This is a genomic window from Kineococcus endophyticus, assembly GCF_040796495.1.
GTDB lineage: Bacteria > Actinomycetota > Actinomycetes > Actinomycetales > Kineococcaceae > Kineococcus > Kineococcus endophyticus.
Window position 1 is genome coordinate 103232 of sequence record NZ_JBFNQN010000004.1, and the last position, 26664, is coordinate 129895.

Annotated in this window: 26 protein-coding genes; 18 read left to right on the top strand and 8 right to left on the bottom strand. The window is 73.5% G+C overall.

What is annotated here, in order from left to right:
* Positions 1-6 precede the first annotated feature (6 nt).
* Positions 7-936 (bottom strand): NAD-dependent epimerase/dehydratase family protein, encoded by a 930-nt coding sequence (locus AB1207_RS06600; protein ID WP_367637107.1) that lies wholly within the window; start codon positions 934-936, stop codon positions 7-9.
* Complete coding sequence (locus tag AB1207_RS06605) at positions 933-2024, bottom strand: Gfo/Idh/MocA family oxidoreductase (RefSeq protein WP_367637108.1); 1092 nt, start codon at positions 2022-2024, stop codon at positions 933-935. Before AB1207_RS06605 ends, AB1207_RS06600 begins: the two co-directional genes overlap by 4 nt.
* Positions 2025-2088: 64 nt before the next feature.
* On the opposite strand from AB1207_RS06605, the gene AB1207_RS06610 reads away from it, so the two are divergent.
* Positions 2089-3003, top strand: coding sequence for an NAD-dependent epimerase/dehydratase family protein (locus AB1207_RS06610; RefSeq protein WP_367637407.1), 915 nt, complete (start codon positions 2089-2091; stop codon positions 3001-3003).
* A 415-nt stretch (positions 3004-3418) separates the two neighbouring features.
* On the opposite strand, the gene AB1207_RS06615 is transcribed toward AB1207_RS06610, so the two are convergent.
* From AB1207_RS06615 to AB1207_RS06625, 3 genes are read right to left on the bottom strand one after another with little or no spacing between them, the layout of a single operon-like run.
* A complete protein-coding gene (locus tag AB1207_RS06615; protein ID WP_367637110.1) occupies positions 3419-4222 on the bottom strand; it encodes a DeoR/GlpR family DNA-binding transcription regulator in 804 nt (267 codons plus the stop codon).
* 7 nt (positions 4223-4229) lie between these two features.
* Positions 4230-5261, bottom strand: coding sequence for a 4-hydroxythreonine-4-phosphate dehydrogenase PdxA (gene pdxA, locus AB1207_RS06620; RefSeq protein ID WP_367637111.1), 1032 nt, complete (start codon positions 5259-5261; stop codon positions 4230-4232).
* Positions 5258-6433: a four-carbon acid sugar kinase family protein gene (locus AB1207_RS06625; protein WP_367637112.1), complete on the bottom strand. Its 1176-nt coding sequence runs from the start codon at positions 6431-6433 to the stop codon at positions 5258-5260. Before AB1207_RS06625 ends, pdxA begins: the two co-directional genes overlap by 4 nt.
* Before the next feature lie 222 nt (positions 6434-6655).
* On the opposite strand from AB1207_RS06625, the gene AB1207_RS06630 reads away from it, so the two are divergent.
* The 10 genes from AB1207_RS06630 (at position 6656) to AB1207_RS06675 (ending at position 17198) form a co-directional block, all read left to right on the top strand.
* Positions 6656-8245, top strand: a complete 1590-nt coding sequence (locus tag AB1207_RS06630; RefSeq protein WP_367637113.1) for an ABC transporter substrate-binding protein — start codon at positions 6656-6658, stop codon at positions 8243-8245.
* Positions 8246-8249: 4 nt separating this feature from the next.
* Positions 8250-9185 carry an ABC transporter permease gene (locus tag AB1207_RS06635; RefSeq protein WP_367637114.1) on the top strand — a complete coding sequence of 312 codons (936 nt, stop codon included), beginning with the start codon at positions 8250-8252 and terminating at the stop codon, positions 9183-9185.
* Positions 9182-10117 (top strand): ABC transporter permease, encoded by a 936-nt coding sequence (locus tag AB1207_RS06640; RefSeq protein ID WP_367637116.1) that lies wholly within the window; start codon positions 9182-9184, stop codon positions 10115-10117. Before AB1207_RS06635 ends, AB1207_RS06640 begins: the two co-directional genes overlap by 4 nt.
* 26 nt (positions 10118-10143) lie before the next feature.
* On the top strand, positions 10144-11013 hold the full coding sequence (locus tag AB1207_RS06645; RefSeq protein WP_367637408.1) for an ABC transporter ATP-binding protein: 870 nt from the start codon (positions 10144-10146) through the stop codon (positions 11011-11013).
* Positions 11010-11837 carry an ATP-binding cassette domain-containing protein gene (locus tag AB1207_RS06650; protein WP_367637118.1) on the top strand — a complete coding sequence of 276 codons (828 nt, stop codon included), beginning with the start codon at positions 11010-11012 and terminating at the stop codon, positions 11835-11837. Before AB1207_RS06645 ends, AB1207_RS06650 begins: the two co-directional genes overlap by 4 nt.
* Positions 11834-12811, top strand: a complete 978-nt coding sequence (locus AB1207_RS06655; RefSeq protein ID WP_367637120.1) for an aldo/keto reductase — start codon at positions 11834-11836, stop codon at positions 12809-12811. The genes AB1207_RS06650 and AB1207_RS06655 overlap by 4 nt, the downstream gene beginning before the upstream one ends.
* 29 nt (positions 12812-12840) lie before the next feature.
* Entirely contained in the window at positions 12841-13623 is a 783-nt protein-coding gene (locus tag AB1207_RS06660; RefSeq protein ID WP_367637122.1) for an HpcH/HpaI aldolase family protein, read from the top strand.
* A complete protein-coding gene (locus AB1207_RS06665) occupies positions 13620-14810 on the top strand; it encodes a sialidase family protein (RefSeq protein ID WP_367637124.1) in 1191 nt (396 codons plus the stop codon). Before AB1207_RS06660 ends, AB1207_RS06665 begins: the two co-directional genes overlap by 4 nt.
* The gene (locus AB1207_RS06670; protein ID WP_367637126.1) at positions 14807-15478 is read left to right on the top strand and encodes an SDR family NAD(P)-dependent oxidoreductase; all 672 of its coding nucleotides are present in this window, start codon (positions 14807-14809) and stop codon (positions 15476-15478) included. The genes AB1207_RS06665 and AB1207_RS06670 overlap by 4 nt, the downstream gene beginning before the upstream one ends.
* A 133-nt stretch (positions 15479-15611) precedes the next feature.
* Positions 15612-17198: a methyl-accepting chemotaxis protein gene (locus tag AB1207_RS06675; RefSeq protein WP_367637129.1), complete on the top strand. Its 1587-nt coding sequence runs from the start codon at positions 15612-15614 to the stop codon at positions 17196-17198.
* Positions 17199-17342: 144 nt separating this feature from the next.
* Here AB1207_RS06675 and AB1207_RS06680 read toward each other — a convergent pair whose 3' ends face one another.
* On the bottom strand, positions 17343-17963 hold the full coding sequence (locus AB1207_RS06680; protein WP_367637131.1) for a TetR/AcrR family transcriptional regulator: 621 nt from the start codon (positions 17961-17963) through the stop codon (positions 17343-17345).
* Between the two features lie 80 nt (positions 17964-18043).
* Here AB1207_RS06680 and AB1207_RS06685 point away from each other — a divergent pair, with 80 nt between their 5' ends.
* The 3 genes from AB1207_RS06685 (at position 18044) to AB1207_RS06695 (ending at position 20641) form a co-directional block, all read left to right on the top strand.
* Positions 18044-19552 (top strand): MDR family MFS transporter, encoded by a 1509-nt coding sequence (locus AB1207_RS06685; protein ID WP_367637132.1) that lies wholly within the window; start codon positions 18044-18046, stop codon positions 19550-19552.
* Positions 19553-19646: 94 nt separating this feature from the next.
* Entirely contained in the window at positions 19647-20288 is a 642-nt protein-coding gene (locus AB1207_RS06690) for a hypothetical protein (RefSeq protein ID WP_367637134.1), read from the top strand.
* A gap of 38 nt (positions 20289-20326) precedes the next feature.
* A complete protein-coding gene (locus AB1207_RS06695) occupies positions 20327-20641 on the top strand; it encodes a hypothetical protein (protein ID WP_367637135.1) in 315 nt (104 codons plus the stop codon).
* 3 nt (positions 20642-20644) lie between these two features.
* Here AB1207_RS06695 and AB1207_RS06700 read toward each other — a convergent pair whose 3' ends face one another.
* The gene (locus AB1207_RS06700; RefSeq protein ID WP_367637137.1) at positions 20645-21547 is read right to left on the bottom strand and encodes an EamA family transporter; all 903 of its coding nucleotides are present in this window, start codon (positions 21545-21547) and stop codon (positions 20645-20647) included.
* Positions 21548-21616: 69 nt separating this feature from the next.
* Here AB1207_RS06700 and AB1207_RS06705 point away from each other — a divergent pair, with 69 nt between their 5' ends.
* The 4 genes from AB1207_RS06705 to AB1207_RS06720 all read left to right on the top strand — a co-directional run bounded on the left by AB1207_RS06705 (position 21617) and on the right by AB1207_RS06720 (position 25644).
* Positions 21617-22522: a LysR family transcriptional regulator gene (locus AB1207_RS06705; protein ID WP_367637139.1), complete on the top strand. Its 906-nt coding sequence runs from the start codon at positions 21617-21619 to the stop codon at positions 22520-22522.
* Between the two features lie 61 nt (positions 22523-22583).
* Positions 22584-23417, top strand: coding sequence for an alpha/beta hydrolase (locus tag AB1207_RS06710; RefSeq protein WP_367637140.1), 834 nt, complete (start codon positions 22584-22586; stop codon positions 23415-23417).
* Between the two features lie 32 nt (positions 23418-23449).
* Entirely contained in the window at positions 23450-24043 is a 594-nt protein-coding gene (locus AB1207_RS06715; RefSeq protein WP_367637141.1) for a TetR/AcrR family transcriptional regulator, read from the top strand.
* Positions 23995-25644 (top strand): MDR family MFS transporter, encoded by a 1650-nt coding sequence (locus AB1207_RS06720; RefSeq protein WP_437178881.1) that lies wholly within the window; start codon positions 23995-23997, stop codon positions 25642-25644. Before AB1207_RS06715 ends, AB1207_RS06720 begins: the two co-directional genes overlap by 49 nt.
* Here AB1207_RS06720 and AB1207_RS06725 read toward each other — a convergent pair.
* Entirely contained in the window at positions 25637-26647 is a 1011-nt protein-coding gene (locus AB1207_RS06725; protein WP_367637145.1) for a Gfo/Idh/MocA family protein, read from the bottom strand. The two genes, AB1207_RS06720 and AB1207_RS06725, sit on opposite strands and share 8 nt — an antisense overlap.
* Positions 26648-26664: the final 17 nt, after the last annotated feature.

The window sequence follows — 26664 nt, forward strand, 5'->3', positions numbered from 1 at the left end:
GGCCGGTCAGGACGACGCCCTCCGGCGGGCGAGCAGGTCCCGCACGCTCGCGACGACCGTCTCGGCGTGCGTCCCGACGGGCCGGTACCCCAGCGCCTCGGCGGCGCTCGTGTCGAGGAAGAACGGCGGCCAGGAACTCCACGGCGAGGGTTGGCCGGCGGGGTCGTCGACGACGTCCACGTCCACGCCGGCGGCCGCGGCGACCGCCTGCACGACCTCGCCCGCCGTGGGGGTTCCCGGGTCGGCGCTGTTCAGCACCCGGTGGGCCGGGTGTTCCGCGCACAGCACCGCGAGACGCGCGAGGTTGGCCGCGGCGGTCGGGTGGTTCCCGGCGTCCGCGGCGTGGGGGAGCCGTAACACCCGCTGCCCCGCGTGGATGCGGTCCAGGACCCACGCCTCCCGCGGTGCGGTGGCTCCGGGGCCGTGGATGCGCGAGGGGCGCAGCACCGAGACCGGAACGTCGGCCGACCGGTACACCTCCTCGACCGCCCTCTTGTTCGGCCCGTACCCCTCGCGGGAGGCGTGGTTCCCCGAGGGGTCCGGGGGCAGCACGGGGTCGTCCTCCGCGACGGGCCGACCGAAGTCCGGTGGGTCGTCGCTGTTCGAGTGCCGTCCCCGGTCGTCGACGTAGACGGCCTTGCTCGAGACGACGACCACCGACCCGATGCCCGACGAGGCGGCCAGGACGCGGCGGGCGTGCGCGGCGGTGTAGGCGACCACGTCGACGACCACGTCCGCGCCCGGCCCCAGTGCGGCGAGGACCTGCGCCGGGTCGTCGCGGTCCGACCGCAGGAACTCGACCCCGAGGTCGCGCAGCACGGCCGGGAACCGCTCCGCGGAACGACCGGTGCCCACGACCTCGTGGCCCGCGGCGACGAGCGCGGTGGCGATCGCGCGCCCCGTCATCCCGTTGACCCCCAGGACGACCGCCCTCACGCCAGCGCGCCCGCCCACGCCTCGCGGGTCGTCGTGACCGGCTGCCCCGTGCGCGCGGACTCGGTGATGGCCAGGCCGAGCAGGTGGTCCTGCGCGGCGGCGGCCAGCGGGTAGGGCTCGGGACCCGCGTCGCGGACCCATGCGGTCGACCGCCGGAACAGCTCGGCCAGCGCGACCTCCTCGTCCGAGAGCCGCGACCCGACGAACGGGTTGCGGAACACCACCCGGCCCTCGAGGGAGATCTGGTCCAGGTCGAGACCCTGGACGTCCTGCTGGTGACCGGTCTGCCGGCGTTCCAGCGACGACGTGAGGACGGTCGTCGCGTCCGCCAGCCGCACCACCCGGTCGTCGACGAGTTCGCCCTGGCTGCCGCGCACCACCAGTCGCCGGGTGCGCAACGGGTTCCGCGTCTGCGTCTGGGTGAAGTCGTAGAGCGCGCTGCGACCGTCCCCGACGTCGAGGGTCGCCACCGTCGTGGTCTGCGGTCGGGGGGTGGCGTCGCCCGTCCAGCCCGGGCGGGCGATGGGGTCGGCCAGGGGCGCGGTGGTGGCGCTCGCGACGACACGGGCCGGCGCGGCACCGACGCCCAGGAATCCCCGGACCAGCGACGTGGCGTGGTACGTCTGCGTGGAGGAGACCTGGACCGACGTCACGTCCCCGATCCGGCCGTCCCGCACGACGCGCAGGCGGGCGGCGGTGTGGGGGAACAGCAGGTACTGCTCGGCGACCTGGACGCGCCCGCTCGCACCCACTGCGTCCCACAGCGCCCGCAGTCCGTCGAGGTCCGGGGCCGGGGGCGTCTCGGTGAGGACCCGCGCGCCGCGGGTCACGAGGTCGGTGACGACTGCGGGTGCCGCAGCGACGGGCACCGCGACGAGGACGAGTTCCGGCGCGGTTCCCAGCAGACCGGTGAGGTCGTCGGCGACGGGCAGGCCCCGACCGGCCACCGCGGCCTCGGTGGAGGCGCGGCTGCGGCCCAGGACGCCCGTCACCTCGACGAGGTGCGGCACCCGGGCCACGAGGTCCAGGAACAGTCCGGCTCGGAATCCCGTGCCGACGACGCCGAGGCGGAGGGGGGCTGCGTCCACGTCCGCGACCGTAGACCCCGTGCTCTGGCCTGGCGAGTTCCCGACGGGGTGGTTGGGTGGGCGCATGCGCATCTTCTTCACGGGCGGCAGCGGCAAGGCCGGACACCACGTCGCGCCCTACCTGGCCTCCCAGGGGCACCACGTGACGAACGCGGACCTCAGCCCGCTCGGCCACCCCGACGTGACCGACCTGCACGTCGACCTGACCGACACCGGCCAGGTGTACTCGGCGCTGGCGGGGATGCCGACGACGGCGGACCTCGACGGCCCCGGTCGCGCTCCCGGGGGTTCGGCCTACGACGCCGTGGTCCACTTCGCCGCGATCCCCACGATCCTGCGGGCCCCGGACGCGACGACGTTCGAGACCAACATCCGTGCGCACTACAACGTGCTGGAGGCCGCGACGCGGCTCGGGATCCGCAAGGTGGTGTTCGCCTCCTCGGAGACGACGTACGGCATCTGCTTCGCCCAGGGCGAGCGCAAACCCCTCTACGTCCCCGTCGACGAGGAGCACCCCGTCGTGCCGGAGGACTCCTACGCGATGTCGAAGGTCGCCGGTGAGGTCGTCTCCCGCTCCTTCCAGGCGCGCACGGGCGCGGACGTCTACGGGTTCCGCATCAACAACGTCGTCGAGCCCCACGAGTACGCCGAGAAGTTCCCGGCGTTCCTGCAGGACCCGTCCCTGCGCCGTCGCAACGTCTTCGCCTACATCGACACCCGCGACCTCGGGCAGGCGACGCTGAAGGCCCTGCAGACGGACGGCCTGGGGTTCCAGGTTTTCAACGTGGCGAACGCCGACATGTCGGTCGCCGCCACGACGCAGGAGGTCGTCGAGGAGTTCTACGCGGGCGTCGAGGTGCGGCGCGAGATGGGTCGCGACGAGACGTTCTACTGCATCGACAAGGCCCGCGACCTGCTCGGGTTCGAGCCGCAGCACTCGTGGCGGGACGTGTTGCGGGACCCCCGGCAGCAGGGGTGAGGTCGGGGCGGGCATGAGGGACGTGCGCGTGCTCGGGCCGCTGCTGGTGCTCGTCGTCGTCGTGCTCGCGCTGCTGGCGCAGTGGCTCGTCGGGGTGCTGTGGCCGGTGACGGCGGAGACCTATTGACACCCGCGGTCCCGACGTCCTCCCCGACGGGTCCGGACCGCGCGGGAGGGCCCGGAGCCCGCGTGGTGGTCGGACCGGGCCTGGGACCGGCGTCCCGGTCGCGATCACGACCGTCGGGCCGGTCCCGTAGCCGGTCTTACGTGGGATCGGGCGTGGGAACACCCGTGGGTGTCCGCTCGACGTCGCCAGGGCGACGCGCGGAGGACACCCACGTCTCACCCCACGTGGTGACATTCGAGGGTGTCCTGGTGGGTGCCCGGCCGTGCTGGCGCCGGCCCCGACCCGGGCTCAGGGAACCTCGGCACCCTCTCCGTCGGTCACCACGACCCGCACGCCCGCCGCGTGGAACGGGGCGAGGGCGGACGGGTCGGCGCCCTCGTCGGTGACGAGCGTCCACCCCGCGGGCATCGGCGCCCAGGCGTGGAACGGGCGGCGGCTGAGCTTGGCGGCGTGGGCGAGGACGTGCACGCGGTCCGCGCGTCGCGCCATGAGTTCCTTCAGACGGGTCTGCTGCTGGTCGGCCTCGCAGATCCCGTCCTCGGCGCTCACCCCGTCGGCGCCGAGGAAGACGGCGTCGGCGGTGACGCGTTCCAGCGCGGCCTCGGTGAGGGGGCCGACGAAACCCTGGCTGAGGTGGCGCAGGGAACCCCCGAGGGAGACGACCTCGACGTCGTCGGCGTCGGCGAGTTCGTCCAGGACGGTCAGGCCCGTGGTGACGACGGTGAGCGGTGCGCACCGTCGCAGTTCGTGGGCGAGCGCGCCGACGGTCGTCCCCGCGTCGAGCATCACGGTCTCACCCGGACGCACCTGACGGGCCGCCCAGCGGGCGATGCCGCGCTTGGCCTCGAACGCCTCACCGGTGCGCTGCCGCAGCGACTGCTCCGGGTGCGCGACGGACGGGGCGGCGCCGCCGTAGGTCCGGGTGATGAGGCCCTGGTCCCGCAACCGTGCGAGGTCGCGGCGGATCGTGGAGGCCGTCACGCCGAGCCGTGCCGAGAGTTCCTCGACGCTGGCCAGCCCGGACGTGCTGGCCAGGTGCAGGATCTCCCGGCGTCGCGCCTCGGTCCCCGACGCGGTGGCGGGTTCGCTCACGCCCGGTTCACGCCCCCGTCGGTGCGGGCGCACCCGCGAGTTCCGTGGCCTGCCGCAACGCCTCGACCATGCTGCCGACCTCCACCCGTCCGGTTCCCGCGATGTCGAACGCCGTGCCGTGGTCGACCGACGTGCGGATCACGGGCAACCCCACGGTGATGTTGACCCCCGCCTCGATCCCGAGCACCTTCACGGGGCCGTGGCCCTGGTCGTGGTACATCGCGACGATCAGATCGTAGTCACCGCGACCGCCGAGGAAGAACGCCGTGTCGGCGGGCAGCGGGCCGACCGCGTCGACGCCCGCCGCCCGCGCGGCCTCGACACCCGGAGTGATCTTCTCGGCCTCCTCGCCGTACCCGAACAGGCCGTTCTCCCCGGCGTGCGGGTTGATGGCGCAGACCCCGATGCGGGGGTTCGGGTTCCCCGCCCGCCGCAGGGCCTCGGCACCGCGACGGATGGTGCGCTCGACGAGACCGGGTTCGATGCGCGCGATCGCGTCGAGGAGCCCGATGTGGGTCGTGACGTGGATGACCTTGATGCGCGGGGTCGTCAGCATCATCGACACCTCCTCCACACCGCAGAAGTGCGCGAGGAGTTCGGTGTGTCCCGGGTACAGGTGACCGGCCGCGTGGAGGGCCGCCTTGTTGAGGGGCGCGGTGCAGATGGCCTGGACGTCCCCGGCCATCGCGAGTCCGCAGGCGATGCGCACGTACTCGTGGGCGGCGTGACCGGCCTCGGCAGACAGCTCGCCCCACGGCAGGTCCGCGGGCAGCAGGCCCGGGTCGACGACGTTGATGCGACCGGGCGTGAACTCGGCGGCGGTCACGTCCTCGACGACCACCACGTCCGCCTCGACGCCCAGGGCTCGCGCGGCCTGCCGAAGCCGCTCGGCGTCCCCGACGACGACGGGCCGCCCGTCCCGGTAGGCGGCGGGGTCGAGGAGGGCCCCGACGGTGACCTCGGGGCCGACCCCGGCGCCGTCGCCCATCGTGACGGCGATCGCGGGCCGGGCGTCCATGACGGCGGTCGAGGGGGTCACAGGATCTCCTGGGGTGCGGTGGGGGCGCCGCTGCGCAGAGCACGCAGCAGCCGGACGAGGTCGGTGAGCGTCGGGTCCTGCCCGAAGCTGCCGGGTTTGGTGGCGACGAGGCGGCCGTCGTCGGCGAGGCTGACGACGACGCCGTGGTCGGGCTGGGCGACCGGCCGCAGCCGGCGCACGCCGAGGTGGTCGAGGACGGCGCGGGCCGTCTGACCGCCGGTGAGGACGAGGTCGGCGGCGGGGTGCGTCCGGCCGACGCGGCGCGCGAGGTCGGCGACGGCCTCGCCTGGTCGGTCCACCGGATCGATCGTCAGCAGGTGGGTGTGATCGTCCACGAGGGCGGCTGCTCGCAGGTGCGCGGTCTGCGCAGTCGCCGCGGCCGAGCCGCTGCCGACCGCGAGGACCACCGGCCGGTGCCCGGGCGCCACGAGGGGGGCGGCGGTGCCGCGGGGCGGCGCGGACGTGGTGTCGGCGACGGCGGCGACGAGGGCGGCGCTGCCCACGAGGGCCACGCGACGGCCGCCGGTCACGGCGTCGACGGCGGCGGTCGCAGCGGCGCGCAGGTCGGCGTCGGTCTCCCCGTCGAGCACCGACAGGTCCTGCCCGCCGAGCGTCCACCCGGCGCGCAGGACGTCGAGGGGGACGGCGGTGACCGGCCCGTCCAGCAGGTCCGCCACAGCTCGCGGCGCGGGGTGCGGTTCGAGGGCCCACAGCGCGGTGTCGGCGAGGGGGACGTCACCGACGACGGGCAGCCCCCCGCGCACGGTCCGGCCCAGCGACGGCAGCGCGCCGGCCACGACGACCTGGAAACCGTTGTCGCGCAGCGCGTCGACGGTGGGCCCCACGTTGCCGCGCCACAGCGAGTCGACCTTGACGACGACGAGTGCGGCCCCGGCCGGGTCCGCGGTGGCGGCCCGCACGGCGTCGCGGGCCGACGCGGGGTCGACCGCCCGGTGGTCGGTGTCGACGACGGTGGTGACGCCCTCGTCCGCCGGGCTGCGGAGGGACGTGGCGAGGGAGTCGCGGGGGGAGCCGTCGAGGATGACCTCGCAGTCCCGGCCACGGGCGAGCAGGACGCCGGCGACCTCGGCGGCGCCGGAGAGGTCGTCGGCCACGACGCGTCGCAAGCCTGTGCTGGTGGGGGCGGTGCGGGGGGTAGCGGGTGCGGTCACGGGTCACCTCCTCGTGGCTCTGGTGGCGGCCATGCTTCCACAGCCTGCGCGTTTCGCGCTAGAGCGTTGCGCGTTTCGAGCACGGGTGGCACAGTGCTCGTCGGACGACGCCGTCCGGCACCCCCGGCACCGGCGCCCGCAGACCGACCAGCACTCGACCACCAGCAGAGCACCAGCAGATCAGGACGAGCCCGTCCGTCCCGCCGAGATGAGGGGTCACCGATGACCACCGCGACACCCCGACCACCCGGTCGCTCCCCGCTCAGCCGCCGCACGCTGCTCGCCGGCGGGGCGGGCCTCGGACTCGTCGGCGGCGGCCTGGGTGGGCTCACCGCCTGTGCGGGTCCCACCGGTGCCCCGGGCCCGGACACCCTCACGCTGGCGCTGAACCGCTCGCTCGTCAGCCTGGACAACAAGCTGAACCAGTTCGACGCCGCCGTCACCGTGCAGAGGGCCGTCCGTCAGGCCCTCACCGAGATCGGCACGGACGTGGAACCCGCGCTGGTGCTCGCGGAGAGCTTCGAGCTCACCGAGCCGACGCGGTGGACCGTCCGGCTGCGCCCGGAGGCCTGCTACTCCGACGGGTCGCCCGTCACGGTCCAGGACGTGGCCACGGCCCTGCAGTGCTACGCCGACACCGACGCCAGCTTCGTCGCGAGCTTCTTCCCCGAGATCCCCACGGTCACCGCGCTCGACGACCGGACGTTCACCCTCGACACCGAGCGGCCGCTGCCGACCCTCGACGCGCTCATGAGCAACATCCTCATCACCCCCGCGGCGGCGAACCGCCCCGAGGAACTGCAGGACGGCCTCGGCTCCGGGCCCTTCGTCATGACCTCCCACGACCGCGGTACCGGCACCTACCGGCTCCGCCGGAACGAGAAGTACTGGGGAACCCCCGCGAGGGTCGAGACGGTCGACGTGCGGTTCTCCCCCGAGGAGTCCAGCCGCGTGATCGCGATCCGCAGCGGTGAGGTCGACGTCATCGACTCCATCACCCCCGACTCGGCCCAGCAGCTGAAGGGGCTGGCAGGGATCCACCTCACCGAGGTGCCGAGCCTGCGGTTCAACCAGATCTTCTACAACTTCCGCAAACCCCCGGGCCACCCGCTCGCCGACCCGCGCGGACGCCAGGCGCTCAGCATGGCGATCGACGGCAAGTCCCTCGTGGACGAGGTCCTCGCGGGGACCGCCGTGCAGGCCGAGGGGGTCGTCACCTCCAACCAGGCCGGGTACGTCAAGACCGGGGAGTACGTCTACGACCCGGGCGCGGCGAAGAAGATCCTCGCCTCGATGGGCGCGGAGGACCTCGAGATCACCATCATCTGGGAGTCCGGCGAGTTCCCCGGCGACACGTTCGTCATGGAGGCGCTCGTGGACATGTTCGGCGACATCGGCGTCCGTGCGCGGCTGCGGGAGTTCCAGCCCGGCGGCGACATCATGTCGTGGCGGCAGGGCCGGGCGGGGGACTGGGACCTGCTGGGCAACGGTTTCCCCGGACCGACCGGCCAGGCGATCGTCATGCTGCAGGGGATGTACGCGGGGACGGCCGAGAAGGAGGAGACCCGCGACACCTACCAGGGCTACGTCGTGCCGGCCGTCACCGACCTCATCGTCGCCGCGTCGTCCGAGACGGACCCCACCCGGCGGCAGGACCTCACGGAGCAGGCCCAGCAGGCCGTGTGGGACACCTGGCCCTGCGCCTGGCAGTTCAACCCCAAGGCGATCCTCGCCCGTCGCGACCGCGTCCACGGGATCGACCTGTCGCCCGCGAACAACTACCGCCTGTCCGCCGTCGAGCTGAAGGGCTGAGGCCGTGGTCACGTACGTCTTGAAGCGGGCCGGCCAGGGCCTCCTCACCGTGTTCCTCACGGTGTCCACCGTGTTCGTGCTCATCCGTCTCGCGCCCGGCGACCCTGCCCGCGCCTTCGCCGGGCCCCTGGCCACGACGGAGCAGTTGCAGCAGGTGCGGGACCGGTTCGGCCTCGACGACCCGCTGGGGTCGCAGTACCTGACGTTCCTGTCGCAGCTGCTGCACGGCAACCTCGGGCAGTCCTACAGCTTCCAGGCGCCCGCCCTGACGGTCGTCGCCGACCGCATGCCCTACACGCTCACGCTGGCGTGCACGGCCATCGTCATCGCCGCGGTCGTCTCCATCCCGCTGGGCGTCTGGATGGCCCGCCGTCGCGACAGCCGGTCCGAGCTCGCCGCGAACGTCGCGACGATCGCGGGGCAGTCCATGCCGGACTTCTGGATCGGTGTGCTCCTGCTCAGCGTCTTCGCCGTGGCCCTGCCGGTCCTGCCGGCGTCGGGGTTCACGACGTGGAGCGGCCTGCTGCTGCCCGCCGTGACCATCGCGATCCTCCAGGTCGCGCTGCTGTCGCGCCTCGTGCGGCGCGAGATGGTGCAGAACCTCGCGGCGCCGTACTTCGTGGTGGCGCGTTCGCGGGGTTTCTCCAGCCACGTCCTCACCTGGCGGTACGCGATGGGGAACTCGGCGATCCCGGTGTTCACCGCGCTCGGCACCCGGTTCGCCGCCATGCTCAACGGCGTCGTCGTGGTCGAGGTCGTGTTCGCCTGGCCCGGTGTCGGTTCCCTCGTCGTCCGGGCCCTGGAGACCCGCGACTACCCGCTGATCCAGGCCACCGTCCTCGTCACCTCGGTCCTCGCGGTCGGTGTCCAGCTCCTCGTCGACCTGCTCTACCCCCTGCTCGACCCACGCGTGCGTCTCGGGAAGGCGAGTGCAGCATGAGCACGGAAACCCCCAGCCGCCCCTCGCGGCCCAGCGCGGTCACCGCTGCGCACCTCGCCCGGGCGGCGACGACGCGGCAGGCCCGCGCGAACCGCACCAAGACGGTCGCGGGACTCGTGTGCGCCCTCATCGTCGTCGTGCCGATCCTGCTCGCGAACCTCCTGCCGCTGCCGGACCCGAACGCGCAGGACCTCGGGGACCGGTTGCTCCCACCGCTGAGCGCCGGCCACCTGCTCGGCACCGACCAGCTCGGCCGCGACCTGCTCTCCCGCGTCCTGCACGGCGGTCAGGTCTCGCTCGCCGTCGGCGTGCTCGCGGTCGTCGTCTCGGGGGCCATCGGCCTCGTGCTCGGTGCCGCGGCGGGGTTCTACGGCCGCTGGGTCGACGTCGTCGTCTCCCGCTTGCTGGAGGCGCAGATGTCCCTGCCGCTGCTGATGATGCTTCTCCTCGTCGTGGCGCTGTTCGGGCAGTCGATCCCCGTCATCACCCTGGTGATCGCCGTCGCGCAGTGGCCGGAGGTGGCGAGGCTGACCCGTTCCCTCGTCCTCGTGGAGCGGGAGAAGCCGTACGTCGCGGCGGCCCGCACGCTGGGGCTGCGACGGGTCTCGATCCTCGTCCGGCACGTCGTCCCGAACGTCGTGCCGCAGACCCTGCTCGTCGTCCTGCTGCTGCTCGCGCAGGCCGTGCTGCTGGAGAGCGCGCTGAGCTTCCTCGGCGCCGGGCCGGAACGCCCGTTCGCCACCTGGGGCCGCATCGTCTCCGACGGCCAGGACTACATCGGCACCGCCTGGTGGCTCGTCACCGCCCCGGGTGTGGCGATCGTGCTGCTCGTCGTCGGGGTGAACCTGCTGGGGGACGCGCTGCGGGACGGGGCGGGAACGTCCTGGCGCAGTCGCGTCCGTGGACTGCTGGGCCGAGGGAGGACCGCGTGAAGACGCTCGACCGCACGGGACCGCAGGTGCGTGACGCTGCGGGCGAACCCCGGGGTGCCGGTGCCCCGCCGCTGCTGCAGGTCCAGGACCTGCAGGTGGAACTCATCACCGCGCGGGGGATCGTCCGCGCCGTCGACGGGGTCTCGTTCTCCGTCGACCGCGGCGAGACCGTCACGCTCATCGGCGAGTCCGGCTCGGGGAAGTCGACGACCGCCATGGGGATCCTCGGGTTGCTGCCCGACGACCTCGCGGTGCTGTCGGGGTCCGTCGTGCTCGACGGTGTCGACGTGCTGCGCGAACCCCGCGCGCTGGCCGCCGCCCGCGGACGCACCGTGGCGCTCGTGCCGCAGGACCCGATGACGGCGCTCAGCCCCGTGCACAGCATCGGCAGCCAGTTGCGCGAGGCCGTCCGGCACGCCGGGGCGGCCAGCGGTGCGGCGGCGGTCCAGGCCCGCGCCGAACGGCTGCTCCAGCAGGTCCACATCCCCGACCCGCCCGCACAGCTGCGCAAGTTCCCGCACCAGTTGTCCGGGGGGATGCTGCAGCGCGTCCTCATCGCGATGGCGCTGGCCAGCGAACCGCAGCTCATCGTGGCCGACGAACCCACCTCGGCCCTCGACGTCACCGTGCAGGCCGGCGTCCTGGACCTGCTGCTGGAACTGCAGGAGCAGCGCGGTGTCGCGCTGCTCGTCATCACCCACGACCTCGGCGTGGCCCGGCTCGTGTCCGACCGGATCCACGTCATGCGCGGCGGTGTGTTCGTGGAGTCCGGCGAGGTCGAGTCCGTCATCGCCGACCCGCGCGAGGAGTACACCCGGGCCCTGCTCGCGGCGGTGCCCACGCTGGGACCCTGGGACGAGGACCCCGCGACGGGTCCGGACGGAGGACGGTCGTGAACGAGACCCCGGTTCTCGAGGTCGAGGACCTCGTCGTGGAGTACGGCTCCTTCCGTGCCGTGGACGGCGTCTCGTTCCGGGTGCCGCGCGGGCGGACCGTCGCCGTCGTGGGGGAGTCGGGCTGCGGGAAGTCGACGGTCGCCAAGGCCGTCATGCGGCTGCTGGTACCCACGGCCGGCCGGGTGGTGCTCGACGGCACCGACATCACCCACCTGCCCGACCGCCGGCTGCGGCCGCTGCGGCACCGCTGGCAGATGGTGTTCCAGGACCCCTACGGTTCCCTCGACCCGCACCTGACGGCGTCCGAGATCGTCGCGGAGGCGCTGCGGCAGCGCGGGACGGCGAAGGGCCTGCGGGAGGCCCGTGTCCGCGAGCTGTTCGACCGGGTCGGTCTGCCCGCCAACGGCCTGGAACGTCGTCCGGCGGAGTTCTCCGGCGGGCAGCGGCAGCGCATCGGCATCGCCCGCGCCCTGGCCTCCGAACCCGAACTCCTGCTGTGCGACGAGGCGACGAGCGCGCTCGACGTCTCCGTGCAGGCGCAGGTGCTCGACCTGCTGCGCGAGGTCCAGCGCGACACGGGCATCAGCTGCCTGTTCATCTCGCACAACCTCGGCGTCGTGCAGGGCATCAGCGACGAGGTCGTCGTCATGCGCGGCGGTCGTGTCGTCGAGTCGGGCCCGACCGCGCGGGTGCTCACCAGCCCGGCCGAGGACTACACGCGCCGACTGCGACGCGCGGCGCTCGACCCGGCCGCGATGGTCGGCCGCAAACCCCGGCACGTCGTCCGCGGCGTGCTCACCACCACCGGAGGGACCGCCGCATGACCGGCTCCACGACAGGCACCCCCACAGGCATCGGGGCGCGCCCCGTGCTGGGCACCATGACGTTCGCCGACACCGTCGACGAGGGCACGGCGAAGGAGATGCTCGACGTCGCCCTCACCCACGGGGTGACCGCGGTCGACACCGCCAACGCCTACGCCGGCGGCGCGACCGAGGAACTCCTCGGGACCCTCCTCGTCGGCCGGCGCGACGAGGTGGAACTGGCGTCGAAGGTCGGCATGCCGCACCCGGACGCCGGCGACGACGCCCTGCTCTCACCCGTCGCGGTCCGGCGCTGCGTCGAGGCGAGCCTGCGGCGGTTGCGGACCGACCGGCTCGACCTGCTGTACCTGCACCAGCCCGACCGGTCCACGCCCGTCGAGGACACGCTGGCGGCGGTCGCGGAACTCGTCGCCGAGGGCAAGGTGCGCAGCCTCGGCGTCTCGAACTACGCGGCCTGGCAGATCGCGGACGTCGAGACCGCTGCGGACCGTGTGGGCGCTCCGCGGCCGGTCGTGGCCCAGCAGCTCTACAACCTGCTGGCCCGCCGCATCGAGGAGGAGTACGTCGAGTTCGCCACCGTCCACCACCTCGCGACCATGGTCTACAACCCCCTCGGTGGGGGGCTGCTGACCGGGCGGCACCGGTTCTCCGACCGTCCGTCAGAGGGTCGGTTCGGCTCCTCGCGGCTCGCGGAGATGTACTCGCAGCGGTACTGGGACGAGCAGTTGTTCGGGGCCGTCGAGCGGCTGCGCGCCGTGGCCGACGGCGCAGGTCTGCCGATGGCCGAACTGGCCCTGCGCTGGACCGCCCACCGCGACGTCGTGGACTCCCTGCTGCTCGGGGGTTCCCGCGCCGAGCAGCTGCAGCAGAACCTCGAGGCCCTGGCGGCGGGGCCGCTGCCGGCCGACGTGCTCGAGGCCTGCGACGAGGTCGGCGCCGCCCTGCGCGGCCCCGCCCCGGCCTACAACCGCTGAACCCCGTCACCACCTGAGGAGACCCGACCGTGCAGGCAGCAGACCGACCGGACCCCGCCGACTTCGCCCGGCGCGTGCGCGCGCGCGAGCTCGTCGTCGGGTACTGGATCACCCTCGACGCGCCGTTCGCCACCGAACGCGTCGCGCGGCTCGGCTACGACTACGTCGCGATCGACGCCCAGCACGGGCTGCTCGGGCACAGCGGGGTCCTGCACGGGATGCTCGCCGTCGACTGCGGCGGATCCGCCGGCGTCGTCCGCGTCGCGGCCAACGACCCGACCGCCATCGGCCACGCCCTCGACGCCGGTGCCCGCGGCATCGTCGTGCCCCTCGTGAACACCGCGGCGGAGGCGGCCGCGGCCGTCCGGTCCGCGAAGTACCCGCCGCACGGCGTCCGGTCCTACGGTCCGATGCGGTCCGGGCTGCGCGTCGGACCCGTCCCCGCGCAGGCGGACGAGCAGACGGCGGTGCTGGCGATGATCGAGACCGCCGACGGTCTCGCGAACGTCGAGGAGATCGCCGCGACCCCCGGGCTCGACGGTCTGTACGTCGGGCCCTCCGACCTGTCCATCGGTCTCGGGGGCGCGTTCCCCGGCGACCCCGCCGTGCAGGAGGAGTTCGACGCGGCCCTGACCCGGGTCCTCGCCGCGTGCGAGGCGGCGGGCGTCGCGGCGGGCATCCACACTCCGCACGGCGACGTCGCCCGGCGACGCATCGAGGCCGGTTGGACGTTCGTCACCGTCGCCTCGGACGTGGTGCACCTGGAGAACGCCGCGCGCGAGCACCTCTCGACCGCGAGGGGGCAGGCGTGAGCGAGTTCCTGCTGCCGGAGGTCGACGACCCGTCGGTGACCACCCTCGTGGCGGACGGCGGCGTGGTGTCGGGTTTCCTGCCCGCCCCGACCGTCCAGTGCCACGCCGCGAACCTCGCAGTCCTGCCCGGCGGTGACCTCGCCTGCGTGTGGTTCGGCGGGACCCAGGAGGGTGTCGCGGACATCGACGTGTGGATGTCGGTCCTCGCGCCGGACGCGACGGCGTGGTCGGACCCCGTCCGCCTGTCGTCCGATCCCGAGCGCTCGGAGCAGAACCCGATCCTGTGGACCACGCCCGCCGGTGAGGTGTGGTTGCTGCACACGGCGCAGACCGCGGGGAACCAGGACACCGCCGAGGTGCGCCGCCGGGTGTCCACGGACGGTGGCCGGACGTTCGGGCCGACGGAGACGTTCGTGCCGGCGTCGGCCGCGGGTGGGGTGTTCGTGCGGCAGCCGCCCGTCGTGACCCCGGCCGGACGCTGGCTGCTGCCCTTGTTCCGCTGCCCCGTCGCGCCGGGAGCTCGGTGGCGAGGTGACGAGGACGACAGCGTCGTGCTCACCTCCGACGACGAGGGCCGGACCTGGCGCGAGGTCGTCGTCCCCGGCAGCACCGGGATGGTGCACATGAACGTGCAGGTGCGCCCGGACTCCTCGCTCGTGGCGTTCTACCGCAGCCGCTGGGCCGACGCGGTCCACCGGTCCACGTCGACCGACGGGGGCGACAGCTGGTCGGCGCCGGAACCCACGCCGCTGCCCAACAACAACTCCTCGGTCCAGGTGTCGACGGACCCCGGCGGCGGTCTCGTCATCGCCTTCAACCGCATCCGCGCCACCGAGGACACCCCCCGTCGCGAATCCCTCTACGACGAGATCGGGGACGAGGGGATCGTCGACCAGGTCTCCTCGACCCCCACCTCGGCCGACGGACCCCGGGCGGTCTGGGGAACGCCGCGCGCGCCCATGACCCTGGCCCGTTCCACCGACGGCGGCCTCACCTGGGACCGCTCGCTCGACCTCGAGGGCGGGGACGGGAACTGCCTGACGAACGACTCCCGCGCCGGGGCGAACCACGAGTTGTCGTACCCCAGCGTCCTCGTCGTCGCTGACACGGTCCACGTCGCCTACACCTGGCACCGCCGCGCGATCCGCTACGCCCGGCTGCCGCTGGCCCTGCTGGTGGACGGGTGAGCCCGCTCGCCGTCGTCACCGGCTGCAGCTCGGGCATCGGCCGCGCCGTGACCGCGCACCTGCTGGACCAGGGCTACCGGGTCCGGGGGTTGTCCCGCACCGCCCCTGACCTGCCCGCCGTGGACTGGGTCGCGGCCGACCTCGCCGACGCGGCGCAGGTGGTGGAGGGAGTCGAGGACCTGGAGTCGGTCGACGCCGTCGTGCACTGCGCGGGTTTCCAGCGGACGAACCCGCTGGGCTCGCTGCGCGCCGAGGACCTGCGGGCCATGTTCGACGTCCACGTCGCCGCGGCCGCGCTGCTCGTCGACACGCTCGCCGACCGGGTCGTCGACGGCGGCCGCGTCGTGCTGCTCGGCAGCCGCACCATGGTCGGGGTGGCGGGCAAGTCGCAGTACGCCGCGACCAAGGCCGCGCTGACCGGGCTGTCCCGCAGCTGGGCCCAGGAACTCGCCCCGCGCCGCATCACGGTGAACGTCGTGGCCCCCGGGCCCACCGCGACCGCCATGACGCACGACCCCGGTCGCGCGAGCACCCCGGTCAAGGTCCCGCCGCTCGGTGCCCTCGTCGACCCGGCGGACGTCGCCGCACTCGTCGGGTTCCTGCTCGGGCCGGCCGGGAGGTCGGTGACGGGCCAGGCCGTCGTCGTCTGCGGGGGCGCCTCGCTCTGAGGGGGTGGTGAGCATCCTCCGGGGGGCGTGGTGAAGCCCGCCGGAACCGGTACCGATTCGCCCGTACGGGCGATTGTCGTCCGACACACTGTTGAGGCCTCAACCGTCTCGTTCACCGGCCGAAACCTTGTGCATGGCCAAACGACTGCGGGACCTCTCCATCACCACGAAGCTCGGACTGGGCTTCGGCACCGTCTGCCTGCTGCTGGTGGCGGCGGTCGGCCTGGGGCTGCAGACCCTGCACACGTCCCAGGCGACGGTGTCGTCGATGTCCGACGTCGTGGTGCCGGGGGTCAAGTACAGCGGCCTGGTGAAGTACGGCGTCGCCCAGACGCGGCTCGACGTCACCTCGATGGGCCTGGCCACCGACGCGGCGGGCCGCGCGAGCGCCCGGAGCGCGATGGCGGCGGACGACGCGGAGCTCGACGCGAGCTGGAAGGGGTACCTCGACACGTTCCCCGTCTCCACCCAGGCCGACCGCGACTCCTTCCAGGCGGACCTCGCCTCGTTCCGCCAGCTGCGCGGGCCCGCCGTCACGGCGGCCGAGAACGGCGACCTGCCGGGGTTCCAGACGGTGCGCAACCGCGACCTGCTGCCGCTGGCCACCCGGATGAACACGACCCTCGACCGGATCCAGAAGGCCGAGGTCGACAACGCGACGCACACCTCGGCGCTCGGGGCCGCTCGCTACCGCGAGGCGCTGTGGCTGCTCCTCGGCCTCGGGGCGGTGGCCCTCGTCGCCGCCGCCGTCGTCGCCGTCCTCGTGGCGCGCTCGATCACCCGCCCGCTGGGGCGGACCGCCGAGGTCGTCCGCGGGCTGGCGCAGGGTCGGCTGGACCAGCGCGTCGGGTACGCCGCCGCCGACGAGATCGGCCGGTTGTCCCAGGCCGTCGACGAGACCATGGACACGCTGGCGACGACGATGACCGAGATCACCGCGACCGCCCAGGTGCTCGCGGGTTCCAGCGAGGAGCTGTCCGCCGTCGCCACCCAGCTCTCGGCCGGCGCCGAGGAGTCCGCGGCGCAGGCGCAGGTCGTGTCCGCTGCGGCGGAGGAGATCAGCGCGAACATCGGCACGGTCGCCGCCGCCGGCGAGCAGATGACCGCCGCCATCGGCGAGATCGCCACCTCCACCGCGGACGCGTCCGCGACCGCCGCCTCCGCGGTCAGCGCCGCCGAGGGGGCCGGTCAGACCCTGCAGCGCCTGTCGGCCTCGAGCCGGGAGATCGGCGAGGTGGTGAAGCTGATCACCTCGATCGCAGCTCAGACGAACCTGCTGGCCCTCAACGCGACCATCGAGGCCGCGCGGGCCGGCGACGCCGGCAAGGGGTTCGCCGTGGTCGCCGGCGAGGTGAAGGAGCTGGCCGGTCAGACCGCTCGTGCCACCGAGTCGATCACCGCCCGCGTCGGTGCCACCCAGGCGGACGTGGAGGAGGCCTCGGCGGCCATCGCGCGCATCGGGAACGTCATCACGCAGATCGACGCCCTGCAGTCGACCATCGCGGCCGCCGTGGAGGAGCAGTCCGCGACGACGGGGGAGATGGTCCGCAACGTCAGCGAGGTGTCGACGGGCTCCCAGGAGATCGCCGTGACCATCTCCGGGGTGGCGTCGGCGGCCACTCAGACGACGTCCGGCGCCCACCAGACGGCGACCACCGCGGCCGACGTCTCCCGCGCGGCCGCCCGCCTCCAGCAGCTCACCGCCGCCTTCACCCTCTGACGCCCGCCCGCCACGCGCCGCCACGGACCGTCCTGCTCCCGCGTGGAAAACACTCTTTCCGCCCTCGGAACACGCGTTCCGAGGGCGGAAAGAGTGTTTTCCACGCGGGAGTGGGTGGGTCGGTCAGGCGGTGGTGGGGGCGGGTCAGGCGGCGGTGACGTCGCGCAGGGTCGCGCAGGTGCGCCGGTACGTGGCGACGAGGTCGGCGTCCTCGCCCTGGTCGCGGCGGGCGGCCCAGTCGTCCAGGGCGGCGCGCAGCCCGGCGCCGAGCGTCTCCGCGACGACGCGGGTGCGCAGGTCGACCGTCGGCGCCCCGGTCGCCGCGGCGATGCGGGCGAAGAAGGCGGCGGTCTGCTCGGCGTCGAGGCGCAGGAGAGCGCTGCGCAGGCCCGCGTCCTCGATGACGAGGCACCGCACCCGCAGCATCCGCTCGATGGAGCCCGCCTCGGCCGTGAACGCCGTCAGGACGTCGGCGATGCAGTCCTCGAGGTCGCCCAGGGACGTGGAGGAGCCGACCCGGTCCTCCAGGCGCGCGGCCAGGGCGGCGTCGAAGGCGCGGTTCGCGCCGAGGGCGGCGTCCTCCTTGGTGCCGAAGTAGCGGAAGAACGTCCGCGGCGAGACCCCAGCCGCGGCGGCGATGTCGTCGACCGTCGTCCGCTCGGAGCCGTTGCGCGCGAACAGGTCCAGGGCCACCTGCTCGATCTCCGCCTGGGTGGCGAGGCGGCGTCGCTCGCGCAGGTCGGGGGCGGGGGTCGTCGTGGTCACGGAATGAGGATATCGACTGACGAGTTGGCAGCGACTGCCAGTAGGGTTGTGACTGTCACCACCACGAGGAGTCCTCACCCATGTCCACGAACGAGGACGCGACCCTGCAGCCGGTCGCGTCCGCACCGCCCACCGCCGCGCCCGGATCCCCCGGCGAGCGCGACCGCCTCGCCCCCGGCGACGCGACCGTCATCGGGCTCCTGCTCGTCTCCGCCTTCGTCGTCATCCTCAACGAGACGATCATGGGTGTGGCGCTGCCGCGGCTCATGGCCGACCTCGGCATCACGGCCGCCACCGGTCAGTGGCTGACGACGGGGTTCATGCTCACCATGGCCGTCGTCATCCCGGCGACGGGTTTCATCATGCAGCGGTTCCAGCTGCGCCAGGTCTTCGTCGCGGCGATGGGGTTGTTCAGCCTCGGGACCGCCATCGCCGCCGTCGCTCCCGGGTTCGGCGTGCTGCTCGTCGGGCGCATCGTCCAGGCCAGCGGCACCGCCGTGATGATGCCGCTCCTCATGACGACGGCCCTGACCCTCGTCCCCGCCGCGAGCCGCGGCCGGACGATGGGCATGATCTCCGTCGTCATCTCCGTCGCCCCGGCCATCGGCCCGACGATCTCCGGGATCATCCTGAACTCGCTGTCCTGGCGGTGGATGTTCATCATCGTCCTGCCCATCGCGCTCCTCGCCCTCGGCGCCGGCGCGTGGAAGGTCCGCAACGTGACGACCCCGCGTCCCGCGCGCCTGGACGTCCTCTCGCTCGCGTTGTCGGCCGTCGGTTTCGGCGGGCTGATCTACGGGCTGTCGAGCATCGGTGAGTCCGCGAGCGGCCACGCGCCGGTCGCGCCGTGGATCCCCGTCCTCGTCGGGGTCGCCTCGCTGGCGACGTTCGTCGTGCGTCAGCTCCGCCTGACCCGGACGTCGACGCCCCTCATGGACCTGCGCGTCTTCGCGAACCGCTCGTTCACCGTGTCGACGATCGTGCTCGTCACGAGTTTCATGGGCCTGTTCGGGACCCTGATCGTGCTGCCGATCTTCCTGCAGACGGTGCTGCAGCTCGGTTCTCTCGAAACGGGTCTGCTGCTCCTCCCCGGCGGGGCCGTCATGGGGATCCTGTCGCCGATCGTCGGCCGGTTGTTCGACCGCTTCGGCCCCCGACCCCTCGTGACGCCGGGCGCGGTCCTCGTCAGCGGGGCCCTGTGGTTGCTGACGACGCTGCACCCGGGAACTCCCGCGGGCATGGTCGTCGTCGTCCACACGATCCTCAGCGTGGGGCTGGCGTTCATGTTCACCCCGCTGTTCACCTCGGCGCTGGGTTCCCTGCGCGCGGAGCTGTACGCCCACGGGTCCGCCACGGTCGGAACCGTCCAGCAGCTGGCGGGCGCGGCCGGGACGGCGCTGTTCGTCACGGTCCTGTCCACGCGCTCGGCCGACAGCCTCGCTGCCGGCACCGACGCCCTGCACGCCGTCGCCGACGGTGTCCAGGCCGCGTTCCTGTGGGGCGGGATCATCTCGCTCGTGGCGCTGGGGTTGTCGCTGCTCGTGCGGCGCCCGCCCGTCGTCCCCGGGCCGCGCACGCCCGTCCACTGAGCTCGCCCGCGACGGCCGGTTCCCGCGAGGGGGCCGGCCGTCGGCGACACGAGTGCGGTTGGACGCGTCGGCTCCCCGCGGCAGGCTGCAGGACATGGGCCTCATCGCTGGAGATCTGGAGCTGGACGACATCCTCACGGGTCTGGCGCAGGAAAGACCCGTCTTCCACTCGGAGGCGGACTTCCAGCACAGTCTTGCCGCTCGCTTCGCGCGGATGCGGCCCACGTGGCGTGTCCGGCTCGAGGTCCCCGTACGCAGCGGCGGACGCTCCAGCTACGTCGACGTGGTCGTGACAGACCCCGACTCGTCGTCCACGGCGATCGAGCTGAAGTACTTCACGGGCCGCCTCGAGGTCGACGTGGCAGGCGAGGCCTTCATGCTCAGAGAGCACGCCGCGTCTGACCTGGCCCGCCTCAACTTCGTCAGGGACATTGCCCGGCTCGAAGCGTCGAGCTCGCCGTCGCAGAACGGGATCGCCGTCATGTTGACCAACGTGGCGTCCTTGTGGCGACCTCCGACGGCGGCCGCGACGACGACGCGGGACCGGGCGTACCGCATCCACGAAGGGGTGACGATGCAGGGCGCGTTGGCATGGGGCGACGGTGACTTCCCCGCGAACGACCTCGAACTCGCGGGTCGGTACGAGATGAACTGGCGCGACTACTCCCACTTCGATTCCCCTGCCGCGGACTTCCGTTTCTTGGCCGTCGAGGTCGCCCCGACCTCGGTGCCCTGAGCAGTCGTTCATTCTCTGTGGGGGAGAGGATCATTCCCGTGGCCGAACCCCTCGTGACCCCGGACGGGCGCTACCTCGTCGTCCGCGGTCGGCTGTGGCGGCGGACGAACCCCGACCTGCCGGAGGAGCGGCGCCAGGAACTCGTCGACGAACTCATGGCCGCCCGCCGCGCGAAGCGTGACGCCGCCGACGACGGTTCCCGTGATGCGGCGCGGGCGCGGGTCGACGCCGCCAAGCACGGCCTGGGGGAGCGGGGTCCGGTGTGGTGGGACGACGGCGCCCCCGACCTGACCCGGCACCTGGCGCGGACGACGGAGTACGCCGACTGGTTCGCCGGCCAGGACGAACCCTAGGGATCAGCCCCGCCGGTGCGCGGCCGCACCGGTGACCGCCACGACGTTGGCGGTGATGACGACGGCCATGCCGACCCACTCGTGCGCCTGGAGGTGCTGGCCCAGCAGCAGCAGCCCGGTGAGGGCGGCCAGGACCGGTTGGGCACTGGCGAGGATCCCGAACAGTCGCGGCGGAACGGTGCGCAGGGCGGTGAGGTCCGCGGCGTAGGGCACCACCGAGGACAGCAGGCCGGTGGCCAGCGACCGCACGACCGTCGGGAGCGTCCAAGAGGCCACGGTGGTCGTCAGCAGCAGGACCGGCAGGTAGCCCAGAGCGCACAGCCCGCTCGCCAGGGCGGGGGCCTGAAGGCCGTCCAGACGAGTCCCGACGAGTCGGTTCACCACGATGTACCCGGCCCAGCAGCCCGCGGCCGCCAGGCCCAGCGCGATCCCGGTGAGGTCGCTGGCCGGCCCTGGGAGGACCAGGACGTACACCCCGACCGCGGCCAGGGCGGCGGTCAGCCCGTCGCGGCGGCTGCGCGAGGCGACGAGCGCGACGGCGAGGGGGCCGAGGAACTCCAGCGTGACGGCAAGGGCCAGCCCGATCCGCTCGACGGCGGTGTAGAGGGAGAGGTTCATGCCGGCGAAGACGGCGGCCAGCAGCAGGACGGGCCACCACTGCGACCAGGTCAGGGAGCGCAGCTTCGGCCGGGCCACCGGCAGCAGGACCGCGGCGGCCACGAGCTGGCGGACGGCGACGACGCCCGCGGGGCCGATCGCGGTGAACGCCTGGGCGCCGATGGCGGCGCCGACCTGGTTGCTGCCGGCGCCGGTGAGGGCGGTGAGCACTCCGGTCCACGGCCGGGCGGCAGTCTCCCGGGTGACCTGGGTGGCCGCCGGGCTGGTGCAGCCGGTGGAGGTGTCCATGACCTCCAGGCTCGTCATCCCCGCGCTTGCCGCGAAATGCACGCCACGTCCCTGCCATGCGCTCGGCGCATGGCAGAACGGGGGCCTTCGAACCCCGACCCCTCGGTGGAGGTGCGGCAGTTGCGCGCCCTGGTGGCCGTGGCGCAGGAGGGGACCTTCACCGACGCCACGATCGCGCTGGGCACCTCCCAGGCGTCGGTCTCCCGCCTCGTGGCGTCGCTGGAACGGCAGGTGGGGGTCCGGCTCGTGGAGCGCGTCCCCCGTGGAGCGCGGTTGACCGAGGCGGGCGAGGCGGTCACCGTGCGGGCTCGGCGGGTCCTCGCCGAGGTCGAGGCCATCGCCCGCGGCGGCGGCCAGGCCGCGGGGGCGTCGGCGGGCGTCGAGGTGCACGTCGGCTACGCCTGGGCGGCGCTGGGACAGCACACGACATCGGCGCAGCGGCGGTGGGCCGCGCAGCAGCCGGGGTCGTCGCTCGTCTTCGTCCAGGTCAACACCACGACGGCGGGACTGCTGGAACGGTCCGCCGACGTGGCCGTGACGCGTCGCCGCCTGGACGGGCGACGGTTCGAGACCGCGCTCGTGGGCACCGAGTCACGCTGGGCCGCCCTGCCGTCCGACCACCGGCTGGCCCGCCGCCGGTCGGTGCGGCTGGGGGACTTCGTCGAGGAGACCGTCGCCGTCGACGCGCGCACGGGCACCACCACGCAGGACCTGTGGCCGGCGCAGGCGGCCCCGACGGCGATGCGGGAGACCCACAGCAGCGACGAGTGGTTGACGTGCATCGCCGCCGGTCAGGCCGTGGGGTTGACGTCGCAGGCGACGACGTTCCAGCACCCGAGGCCCGGGGTCGTGTACCGGCCGGTGCTCGACGCCGAGCCCGTCCCGGTGTGGCTGGCGTGGTGGCGCGACGAACCGGCCCGCTGGGTCGACGACCTCGTGGACCTGGTCACCGAGTTGTACCGCCACCCCGAATGAGCCCCGACGGGCCGCCGGAACCCCGTCGACGGGACGTCCCGTCCGGTGCCAGGGTCGGACGGTGACCGTCCCGTACCGCCCTCTCCCGCAAGACCTCTCGGACGTCCGCTACGCCCACGGACCCGACTCCTCGCCCCGTCCGGGGGTTCCCCGCGGCGTCACCACCGCGTGGCGGCTGGACGCCGAGGCGTACCCGGGGACGAGCCGGACGGTGTGGACGCACGTCCCCGCCGGCCTCGACCCCGACCGGCCGGCGGCCGTCGCCGTGTTCGACGACGGCTGGTGGTACCTCGACCCGGACGGTGACGTGCGCGGGGCGGTCGTCCTGGACAACCTCGTCGCCGCCGGCGCGGTGCCCCCGACGATCGGGCTGTTCGTCGACCCCGGGGTGCGCGAGGGGCCGGAGCCGGTGAACCGCAACGTCGAGTACGACGCCGCCGACGACCGCTACGCAGGCTTCCTCGTGGACGAGGTCCTCGCCCGCGTCGGGCGGGAGCACCGGCTGTCCGACGACCCGGCCCACGCCGTCGTCGTGGGCGGCAGCAGCGGCGGGAACGCGGCGTTCACCGCCGCCTGGCACCGGCCGGACCGCTTCGGGCAGGCCGTCTGCTTCCTGTCGAGCTTCGCGCAGATGCCGGGCGGCAACCCCTACCCGCGGCTCCTCGCGGACGGCGCGCGCCGCCCCGTCCGGTGGTTCCTGCAGGCCGCGCACCGGGACCTCGGCTGGAACCGGCCCGAGCGCAACTGGTTCGCGGAGAACCTCCGGGTCGCCGCCTCGCTGGCCGAGTCCGGGCACGACGTGCGCCTGGTCGTCGGGGACGGCGGCCACAGCCCGCAGCACGCCGGGGTCCTCCTCCCGGACGCCTTGCGGTGGGCGTTGGGGCATTGCACTTGACGCACGCTCTGCACTGAGTGCAAACTTGAACCGTGAACGACCCACTCACCCTGCGAGACCGCCGACGGGCCGAGACCACGGCCGAGATCGCCGCCGCGGCCCTGGACCTCGCCGTCGAGCGCGGCTGGGACCAGGTCACGGTCGACGACGTCGCCGCGCGCGCGGGCATCTCCCGCCGCACGTTCTTCAACTACTTCTCGACCAAGGACGAGGCCCTCTTCCACGACGCGATGGCCTGGCGCCCGGGCGCGCTGGAGGCGTTCACCGCCTCGCCGGCGCCGCTGCTCGACGCGCTCGAGGAGCTCTTCGCCACGCAGGCCGCCCAGGACACCCCCGACCGGGACCGCGCACTGCGCGTCATGCGCCTCGTCGACGGTTCCCCCGACCTCCTGCCCGGCCTGCTGGCCCGGATCGCCGCGAGCGAGCAGGCGCTGGCCGCGGCCGTCACGGCGCGCGGTGACGTCGACGAGTTCACCGCGCGGACCGTCGCCGCCGTGGCCGGCGCCCTCGCCCGCGTCAGCGGCACCAGCTGGATCGACGGCCGGCAACCCGACCCCCTCAGTTCGACGCGGGCGGCATGGGCCGCCCTGCGCACCCTCACCACCACCGACCGGAGGACCCTGTGACCACCACCGCGGCGGCGAGGCCCCGCATCGGCTGGATCTTCGCCAGCCTGATGCTCGTCATGCTGCTCGCCTCGCTCGACCAGACCATCGTCGGCACGGCGCTGCCCACGATCGTCGGAGAACTCGACGGGTTGCAGCACATGAGCTGGGCCATCACGGCCTACACCCTCGCCATCACGATCGCCATGCCCGTCTACGGCAAGGTCGGCGACCTCGTCGGCCGCAAGCGCCTGTTCCTCGTCGCCATCGCGCTGTTCCTGCTCGGGTCCGCGCTGGCGGGTTTCTCGCAGAGCATGCTGGAGTTCGTCGGGTTCCGGTTCCTGCAGGGCCTCGGCGGTTCCGGTCTGATGATCATGTCCCAGACGATCATCGCCGACGTCGTCCCGGCCCGGGACCGGGCGAAGTTCATGGCCCCCATCGGTGCCGTGTTCGGCGTGTCCGCCGTCGCCGGACCGCTGCTCGGCGGCTGGCTCACCGACTCGGTCGACTGGCGCTGGGTGTTCTGGATCAACCTTCCGCTGGGCCTCGTCGCCCTCGCCGTCGCCGCGCTCACCATCCGCCTGCCGAAGCGGCACAACAGCGCGGCGATCGACTACGCCGGCATGGCGCTGCTCGCCCTCGCCAGCACCGGGCTCGTCCTCGTGATGAGCTGGGGCGGAACGCAGTACGCGTGGGGTTCACCGACCGTCGTCGGGTTGATCGCCGGGACGGTGGTCGCGGCGGTCGCGTTCGTCCTCGTCGAGCGGCGCGCGTCCGAACCCGTCATCCCCCTGCGGTTCTTCCGCAACCGCACGTTCGTCGTCACGACGCTGCTCGGCCTGGTCGTCGGCGCGGGCATGATGGGCGCGCTGGCCTACCTGCCGACGTACCTGCAGATGGTCTACGGCGTCGACGCCACCGAGTCGGGTCTGCTGCTGCTGCCGATGGTCGCCGGTCTGCTCGTCACGAGCCTGGCCTCCGGTGCGGCGGTGACGAAGACGGGTCGCTACAAGGTCCTGCCGATCGCCGGGACGGCCACCGCCGCCGTCGCGATGTTCCTGCTCTCGACGCTGACGGTCTCCACGTCGCTCGTGCTCGTCGGCCTCTACGTCGGGATCCTCGGCGCCGGGCTCGGCCTGTTCATGCAGATCATCGTCCTCGCCGTGCAGAACGCGGTCAGCCCGCGGGAGATCGGGACGGCGACGAGCTCGAACAACCTGTTCCGCGAACTGGGGGTCACGGTCGGGACGGCCGTCCTCGGGACGGTGTTCGCCAGCCGCCTCACCGACCGGCTCGGCGGTGCGCTGGGGGGTTCGGCCGAGAGCGCCTCGAGCCTCACGCCGTCGCTCGTCGCGTCGCTGCCGGGGGACGTCGCCGACCGGGTCGTGGGCGCCTACGCCGACTCGCTCGTGCCGATCTTCCTCTGGCTCGTCCCGATGTTCCTGCTCGGCACGGTCATCGCGTTCTTCCTGCCCGAGGTCCCGCTGTCGAGCACCGCCCCGGCGGGGGAGGTCCAGGGCGAGGACGAGGAGGGCGCGGACGGCCCGGCGGAGGTGCCCGCCCAGACCGTCCGCGACGGGGCGACGGACACCGACCGCCCCGTGACCCCCGGCGTCAGCTGAGGTCGACGGCGACCGTGCGGCCCTCCCGGGCCGACGTCTCGGCGGCGTCGGCCAGGACGAGGGCCGCCCGGCCGTCCTCGAACCCGGGAACCCCGGGGGCGAGGTCCCCGCGGACGGCCGCGACGAACGCGGCCAGTTCCAGTTCGTACGCGTCGCGGTAGCGCTCCAGGAAGAACCGCCGGTACGGCTCGCCGACCGAACTCGCGCTCGCGCTGGAGGACCGGACCAGGGTCGGGGTGACGTTGCCGACCTCGAGCAGGCCGTCGGCTCCGAAGGCCTCGATGCGCTGGTCGTAGCCGTAGGCGCTGTGGCGGGAGTTCGTGATGGTGACCGACTCCCCGCCCGCGCCGACGAGGGTGGTGACCGCGGCGTCGAAGTCGCCCGCCTCGGAGATCCCCGCGTCGAACTGCCGCAGGCCGACCGCCGTCACCGACACGATGTCGGGGACGAAGGACCGGGCCATGTCGAAGTCGTGGATCGCCATGTCGCGGAAGATGCCGCCGGAGACCCGCACGTAGTCCGAAGGCGGCGCCTCGGGGTCGCGGCTGGTGATCGCGAGGTGCTCCAGGCGCCCGACCTCGCCGGCCTGCACCCGGCGGCGCAGCTCGGCGAAGTGCGGGTCGAAGCGGCGGTTGAAGCCCAGGACGACCGGCGTCGACGCGGCGCGGGCGCGGTCGCGGACGGCGTCGACGCGGGTGATGTCGAGGTCGATCGGCTTCTCGCAGAGCACGGCCTTGCCGGCGTCCAGTGCCGCGGAGAGCAGGTCGACGTGCGTGGGCGTCGGGGACGCGATGACGACGGCGTCGACGTCGTCGGCCGCGATGGCCTCCAGCGCGTCGGCCGTGGCCCGGCCCCCGTGCTGCGCCACCGTGCGTTCCGCCCCCGCGACGATCGCGTCGGCCGCCACCGTGAGGACCGCGTCGGGGCTGCGGTGGATCGAGGCGGCGTGGACCTGGCCGATGCGGCCGGTGCCGATGAGCGCGAAGCGGACGGGCTGGGACATCTCTGTCCTCTCGGAGA

What these genes read in the sequence shown, in the direction of transcription:
- AB1207_RS06610 (WP_367637407.1), top strand. Translation starts at nt 2,089, where the DNA reads ATGCGCATCTTCTTCACGGGCGGCAGCGGCAAGGCCGGACACCACGTC.
- AB1207_RS06630 (WP_367637113.1), top strand. Translation starts at nt 6,656, where the DNA reads ATGACCACCGCGACACCCCGACCACCCGGTCGCTCCCCGCTCAGCCGC.
- AB1207_RS06640 (WP_367637116.1), top strand. Translation starts at nt 9,182, where the DNA reads ATGAGCACGGAAACCCCCAGCCGCCCCTCGCGGCCCAGCGCGGTCACC.
- AB1207_RS06655 (WP_367637120.1), top strand. Translation starts at nt 11,834, where the DNA reads ATGACCGGCTCCACGACAGGCACCCCCACAGGCATCGGGGCGCGCCCC.
- AB1207_RS06675 (WP_367637129.1), top strand. Translation starts at nt 15,612, where the DNA reads ATGGCCAAACGACTGCGGGACCTCTCCATCACCACGAAGCTCGGACTG.
- AB1207_RS06685 (WP_367637132.1), top strand. Translation starts at nt 18,044, where the DNA reads ATGTCCACGAACGAGGACGCGACCCTGCAGCCGGTCGCGTCCGCACCG.
- AB1207_RS06690 (WP_367637134.1), top strand. Translation starts at nt 19,647, where the DNA reads ATGGGCCTCATCGCTGGAGATCTGGAGCTGGACGACATCCTCACGGGT.
- AB1207_RS06700 (WP_367637137.1), bottom strand. Translation starts at nt 21,547, where the DNA reads ATGGACACCTCCACCGGCTGCACCAGCCCGGCGGCCACCCAGGTCACC.
- AB1207_RS06705 (WP_367637139.1), top strand. Translation starts at nt 21,617, where the DNA reads ATGGCAGAACGGGGGCCTTCGAACCCCGACCCCTCGGTGGAGGTGCGG.
- AB1207_RS06720 (WP_437178881.1), top strand. Translation starts at nt 23,995, where the DNA reads ATGGGCCGCCCTGCGCACCCTCACCACCACCGACCGGAGGACCCTGTG.
- AB1207_RS06725 (WP_367637145.1), bottom strand. Translation starts at nt 26,647, where the DNA reads ATGTCCCAGCCCGTCCGCTTCGCGCTCATCGGCACCGGCCGCATCGGC.